Below are 6,282 nucleotides of genomic sequence, written 5' to 3'. Positions count from 1 at the left end.
CCCCCGCGCCCCCTGCTCCCGGCACCCTGTCCGCCCACGGGCTCACCGTCGCGTACGACGACTTCCGCGCGCTCGACGACGTCGGCCTGGAGCTTCCGCCCGGCCGGATCACCGCTGTCGTCGGACCCAACGGCGCGGGCAAGAGCACCCTGTTCCACTGCCTCGCCGGTACCGTGCGGCCCGCCGCGGGCCGCGTCGAGTTCGCCGGGCGTGACCTCACACGCCTGGCCGCACACGCCCGTACCCGCCTCGGCATCGCCCGCACCTTCCAGCAGCTCGCCGTCTTCCCCTCGCTCACCATCGAGGAGAACGTGCGCGTCGGCGCCGAACAGGGCCGCGTACGCGACCCCGCCGCGGTCGACCGCACCCTGCGCCTGCTCGGCCTCGACGGCCCCGTGCGCCGGCTCCCCGCCGCCGATCTGTCGACCGGCACCCTGCGCCGCGTGGAACTCGGCCGGGCGCTCGCGGGCGCACCCCACGTCCTGCTCCTGGACGAACCGGCGGCGGGCCTCGACACCGCCGAGGTCGACACGCTCTCCCGGATCCTGCGCGCCCTCGCGGCGGAAGGCACCGCGCTGCTGATCGTCGAGCACGACCTGGACCTGGTGGCCCACCTCGCCGACACGGTGCACGTGCTGAGCGCGGGCCGCATGATCGCGTCGGGGCCGGCGGGCCAGGTCCTCGACGCGGTGGCGCGTACGGGCGGTGAGCACGGATGAACACCGGGAACGGGCCTGGGCGTTCACGGACCGGTACGTCGACGTTCCGCACGCCGCACACCCCCGTACTCATCGGCGGAGGCCACCCATGACCGCCGAGATCGAGCTCCGCCGGGCGCGCGTGCGCTACGGCCCCCTGGAGGCCCTGCACGGTGTCGACCTGGCCGCCGCCCACCCAGGGGCCACCGTGCTCCTGGGACGCAACGGAGCGGGGCGTACGACGGTGCTGCGGGCCCTGGCCGGCGCCGTGGGCCTCTCCGAGGGGCAGGTGTTGTGGCGCGGACGGGACGTCACGCGCGTCCCCGCGCATGAGCGCGCGGCGCACGGCATCCGCTTCGTACCCGACCGGCAGGCCGTGTTCGGCTCACTCACCGTCCGGCAGAACCTCGAACTGGCCGCCCGGCACGAGGACTTCACCGCCGCCTTCGACGCGTATCCCGAACTGCGGCCGCTGCTCGGGCGCCGCGCCGCGACCCTCTCGGGCGGCGAGCAGCGCATGCTCGCGCTCTCGGGGGCCCTGCTCGCCCACCCGCGCGTCCTGCTCCTGGACGAACCGGCCCAGGGCATGTCCCCGACGGTCGCAGCCCGCACGTACGAACTGCTGGGAGCCCTAGACGCCACGGTCATCACGGCCGAACAACGCCTGCCACCCACCCTGCGCGCCCCGGCCGCCCGCACCGTCCTCGTCCACGAACTGCGCCGCGGCTCGGTGACATTCAGCGGCGAGGCAACGGAGTGGTCGACAGCGCAGCGGCCTTAGCCGGAGGGTTGAGCGGCGGAAGCTCACGGGCGGCCACGTCCGGTCAGGCGCTCAACCCCGCGGTGGGGCCGCCCGCCGGCCTCACAGCACCCGCCGCGCCCCCGCGCGGTCGGGGATCAGGAGCATCGTGCCCGTGTTGAGGCGGTCCGGGTAGCGGCCGATCATCTGGCGGTTGGCCTGGTACAGCGCGTACCAGCCGCCCTTGACCTTGTAGCGGCGGGCGATCGAGGACAGGGTCTCGCCGGACTTCACGGTGTGGATCCGGCCGTCGAGCCGGTACCGCTCCGAGCACACCGGCCAGGCGTCCCAGCCCTGCTTGCGCAGCACCTCCTCGGCCACCTTGATCTGCTCCTCGCGCGTGGCCAGATCGGCGCGCGGCGCGAACTTCAGCCCGCCGTGCTCCTCCCAGGTCGGCTGCCAGAACTGCAGCCCGCCGTAGTACTGGTTGCCGGTGTTGGCGCTCCAGCGGCCGCTGCTCTCGCACTCGGCCAGACAGTTCCACGGCCACTTCCTCGCCGCACAGTCGTACGGCACTTCGAAGACGTACGAGCGATGCGTGGAAGCGGGACCGGACGCGGGTGGCGGCGAGGGCTCGGCGCGTGGCCCCGACAGGGCGTGCGCCCCGGTCGGCAGGAGCGGGAGCAGGAGGGCGAGGAGGCTCAGGGTCCACAAGTGACGCTTCGGCATGCGTCACGCTAAGCAGCGACGCGGCGGGGATCCGGAGTGCCGCGCCCCGGCACCGTGCAGCCCCACCCGGTCGGACGACCGGGCGGGGCTGCACGCTCTTGTCAGGGAAGGTCCAGTTTCTGTCCCGGCAGGATCAGATCCGGATCGCCTCCGATCACTGCTTTGTTGGCGTCGAAGATCTTCTTCCAGTACGTGCCGTGCGCCGCGGCGATGGTGCTCAGGGTGTCACCGCTCTTGACGGTGTAATCCCGTGAACCACCCCGTGACGCATGGCTCTTCGCACGCTCGGGCGCCTTGGACGCCTTGGACTCCGCCTTCTTGGGCGCGACCTTCTTGGGCGCCGCCTTCTTGGGTGCCGCCTGCGACTTGGACGGCGCGTTCACCCCAGGTGCGCTGCCGTAGGCTCCGGCCCGCTTCGAGCAGGTGGGCCATGCGCCCCAGCCCTGCCCCTTCTGCACCTTCGTGGCGACGGCTATCTGCTGCGCCTTGCTCGCTTTGTCGGCCGTGGAGGCGTATGCCCCTCCGCCGTAGGCGCGCCAGGTCGAGGCGGAGAACTGGAGCCCGCCGTAGTAGCCGTTGCCGGTGTTGATGTGCCAGTTGCCGCCGCTCTCGCACTTGGCGATGCGGTCCCAGACCCCACTGTCGGCAGCCGCGGCCTGACCGCTCGCTGCGAACAGGCCCAATGGGGCGGCCAGAGCGGCCCCGGCGAGCACTGCCGTCGTCCGACTGCGCTTGGGACGTGAGGAGATGGCGTACTTGGCTAACACAGAGTTCCCTCTCGCAGGACCCGGGCTCCCCCTGGACGCCGCCGCGCCGGCGTATCCGACGCCGGTGAGCGGTCGCGTCCCGTCCGCCGACGCATGGTGCAAGAGCTGGCTTGGTGCGGTCGGCGGACGTACCCGAGCGGTGCTCGATGCACACGGCGGTGGAATCTAGGCACACAGGCGCCCGATATCAACCAAATCCTTGTCATTCCAGGCCAGTTGCCCATTACCCGGAGTAGCGGCGATTTTCAGCCACCCACTAGAAGCCTTGATTTCCGCATTTGTCCGCCAGCGACTCCGGTGACCTGTGACTCAGCTCACCACTTCAACTTCCTTGTATGCAGCAGCGGTTGACGCGGAGTGAGCGGTTCCGGTGACGGCTTCACCGTGTGCTGAGGATGGTGCGATTCCGTTCGCTCGACTGCGTGACTTGCGCCACGGTTCCCCCGTTGTGCTCTTCATGAGCCTTCGGGCTTTTCGGGGGGTCCGGAGCGACCGGTCCTCCCGTGCCGGGAACCTCCCGGCATCGCGACGCACCGACTTCCGAGGAGCACCCGTGCAGCGCATGCTCGACGTCAGCGACGACGTACGCGCCGAGATCGGCGACGATGAGGCCGACCGTCTGCTCACCGGCGACAACTCCCCGGGCAGCTATGACTGCACATCCTGCCGCACCCCGGGCGACAGCCAGCAGGAGCGCACCAGCACCGTGCTGTTCGTCGGCGAGGAGACCGCCGTCCTCGCCTTCGCGCACGCCACCTGTCTGCCCTCGCAGGTCGTCCAGGTTCCCGAGGAGCAGCTCCAGGGCGCCGTCCAGTCGATCACCGGCGGCGAGCCGGCCGCACCGGAAGAACCCGAGCAGGCCGTGCTCGGTGTGACCAGCGGACTCGTGCTCCTGGAGGGCGAGCTGCACCCGGCGCTCGTCGTGGAGCCCACCGGACCGATCGCCCGCCCGGGCGCCACGAGCGGGGGCGATGACTTCCTGCCGCTCCTGATCGAGCAGGGCTTCATGCCCGTCAGCCAGGTCAAGGACGTCCCCAGCGCCCTGAACGGCTGGTCGGTGCTGCTCGCGATGGGTCAGCTGCACGCGGTCCTCCAGCCGGGCGAGAGCGGCGGCCAGGCGGCCTGGTGGCAGGCGCACCAGCCGCTCCATGTCACCGAGGGCTGGCGCGCGGCCGCCAACAAGACCAACAAGGTGCTGGTGTTCGCCGCCCCGGTTGGCTCCATCGGCCGCCAGCCCCGCGAGGACCTGCTGCGCGACGCCCTGGACAAGGCCGCGGCCAACGGCAAGCTCGTCACGGCGTGCATGCCGCTGGCCGGGACGTGATGCCGGCTGAGCCCAGCGTGAGCCGGCCCGCACCGTCGGCGCTGCCCGGTCCGAGGTCGATGCGTCCCGTCCCGCATCCCAACCGCCGTGGGGTCGTTGGCACCTACGTGCAGCCTTACGACCCCTCCCGCCACCCCATCCCCGGTATGCGACCCTCCGGGGAGACGCCCCCGAGTCAGTCCGAGACCCCGATCTATGACGAGCTCTATGCGGAGTGGCGCAGGTCGTTCAAGGCGCTTCCGGGGGACCGCGTCGGCGAAGACGACCTGGGCTTCACGGCGTTCGGCAACATGCCGCAGAGCCCGGCCCTGCACCCGCGCCACGAGCCGCCCCCGCCGACCTGGCAGCACCTGTCGCACCGCCCGGGCGGTTTCCCCGCGGCGCTGCCACCGGGGCCGCGCCGCGAGCGCTGAGCAGCCGCCGTACGAGTCCGTACGACGCCTGAGCCGCGCCCGTACGGCACTTGAGCCCCTTCCGTACGACACACGAAGGCCCACCCGGCAGACGCCGGGTGGGCCTTCGTACGACCGGAAGTGCGACCGTTACTTCTTCTTGCTGCGCTTCTCGCGCACCCGCACCGAGATGTGGATCGGCGTGCCCTCGAAGCCGAACTCCTCGCGCAGCCGGCGCTCGATGAAGCGGCGGTAGCCGGCCTCGATGAAGCCGGAGGCGAAGAGCACGAAGCGCGGGGGCTTCGTGCCGGCCTGCGTGCCGAAGAGGATGCGGGGCTGCTTGCCGCCGCGCACGGGGTGCGGGTGGGCGGCGACCAGCTCACCGAGGAAGGAGTTGAGGCGGCCGGTCGGCACGCGGGTCTCCCAGCCCTCGATGGCCGTCTCGATCGCCGGCACCAGCTTCTCCATGTGGCGGCCGGTACGCGCCGAGACGTTCACGCGCGGGGCCCAGGCGACCTGGCCGAGCTCAGTCTCGATCTCGCGCTCGAGGTAGTAGCGGCGCTCCTCGTCGAGGGTGTCCCACTTGTTGTACGCCATGACGATGGCGCGTCCGGCCTCCACCGCCATCGTGACGATGCGCTGGTCCTGCACGCTGATCGAGTCCGCGCCGTCGATCAGGATCACGGCGACCTCGGCCTTCTCGACCGCGGCGGCGGTACGGAGCGAGGCGTAGTAGTCGGCGCCGGACTGCAGGTGGACCTTCTTGCGGATACCCGCGGTGTCGATGAACTTCCAGGTCACACCGCCGAGGTTGATCAGCTCGTCGACCGGGTCACGCGTGGTGCCCGCCATCTCGTTGACGACGACGCGGTCCTCCTTCGCCACCTTGTTCAGGAGCGAGGACTTGCCCACGTTCGGGCGGCCGATCAGGGCGATACGGCGCGGGCCGCCGACGCCCGGGCCACCGAAGAACTGCTGGGGTGCGTCGGGCAGCGCCTCGAGTACGGCGTCGAGCATGTCGCCCGTACCGCGGCCGTGCAGCGAGGAGACCGGGTGCGGCTCGCCGATGCCGAGGGACCACAGGGCCAGCGCGTCGGCTTCGCCGCTCGGGCCGTCGACCTTGTTGGCGCACAGCACGACGGGCTTCTTGGCCTTGCGGAGCAGCTTGACGACGGCCGCGTCGGTGTCGGTGACGCCGACGGTGGCGTCCACCACGAAGATCACGGCGTCGGCGGCCTCGATGGCGTACTCGGCCTGGGCGGCGACGGAGGCGTCGATGCCGAGGACGTCCTGCTCCCAGCCGCCGGTGTCGACGAGCTTGAAGCGACGTCCGGCCCACTCGGCCTCGTACGTGACGCGGTCACGCGTGACGCCCGGCTTGTCCTCGACGACGGCCTCGCGGCGGCCGATGATGCGGTTCACCAGGGTCGACTTGCCGACGTTGGGGCGGCCGACGACGGCGACCACGGGGAGCGGGCCGTGCCCGGCCTCCTCGAGGGCGCCCTCGACCTCCTCGATGTCGAAGCCCTCTTCCGCGGCGAGCTCCATGAACTCCGCGTACTCCGCCTCGCCGAGCGCGCCGTGGTCGTGCTCGTGCTCGTGCGCGCCCTCTGCGGGGATCTGGTCGTTCATG

At 71.4% G+C, this 6,282-nt stretch carries 7 protein-coding genes; 4 read left to right on the top strand and 3 right to left on the bottom strand.

Annotation, left to right across the window (positions count from 1 at the left end; all coding sequences use genetic code 11):
• Together G6045_RS08165 and G6045_RS08160 are read left to right on the top strand one after the other, a co-directional pair.
• Positions 1–719 (top strand): ABC transporter ATP-binding protein (locus tag G6045_RS08165; RefSeq protein ID WP_165331159.1); only part of this gene is annotated, 719 nt, incomplete at its 5' end.
• 88 nt (positions 720–807) lie between these two features.
• A complete protein-coding gene (locus G6045_RS08160; protein WP_165331158.1) occupies positions 808–1,479 on the top strand; it encodes an ATP-binding cassette domain-containing protein in 672 nt (223 codons plus the stop codon).
• Positions 1,480–1,560: 81 nt separating this feature from the next.
• On the opposite strand, the gene G6045_RS08155 is transcribed toward G6045_RS08160, so the two are convergent.
• Positions 1,561–2,166 (bottom strand): LysM peptidoglycan-binding domain-containing protein, encoded by a 606-nt coding sequence (locus G6045_RS08155; protein ID WP_165331157.1) that lies wholly within the window; start codon positions 2,164–2,166, stop codon positions 1,561–1,563.
• A 101-nt stretch (positions 2,167–2,267) separates the two neighbouring features.
• Entirely contained in the window at positions 2,268–2,933 is a 666-nt protein-coding gene (locus tag G6045_RS42160) for a transglycosylase family protein (protein ID WP_328707697.1), read from the bottom strand.
• Positions 2,934–3,486: 553 nt separating this feature from the next.
• Between G6045_RS42160 and G6045_RS08145 the strand changes: the two genes are divergently transcribed.
• Together G6045_RS08145 and G6045_RS42155 are read left to right on the top strand one after the other, a co-directional pair.
• Entirely contained in the window at positions 3,487–4,257 is a 771-nt protein-coding gene (locus tag G6045_RS08145) for a hypothetical protein (protein ID WP_165331156.1), read from the top strand.
• Between the two features lie 146 nt (positions 4,258–4,403).
• On the top strand, positions 4,404–4,670 hold the full coding sequence (locus tag G6045_RS42155; RefSeq protein ID WP_165331116.1) for a hypothetical protein: 267 nt from the start codon (positions 4,404–4,406) through the stop codon (positions 4,668–4,670).
• A gap of 129 nt (positions 4,671–4,799) precedes the next feature.
• Here G6045_RS42155 and der read toward each other — a convergent pair whose 3' ends face one another.
• Positions 4,800–6,281, bottom strand: coding sequence for a ribosome biogenesis GTPase Der (der, locus tag G6045_RS08135; RefSeq protein WP_165331169.1), 1,482 nt, complete (start codon positions 6,279–6,281; stop codon positions 4,800–4,802).
• Position 6,282 lies beyond the last annotated feature (1 nt).

Source organism: Streptomyces mesophilus (genome assembly GCF_011044995.1).
Classification (GTDB): domain Bacteria; phylum Actinomycetota; class Actinomycetes; order Streptomycetales; family Streptomycetaceae; genus Streptomyces; species Streptomyces mesophilus.
This window is presented reverse-complemented; position numbering and strand designations above follow the sequence as displayed.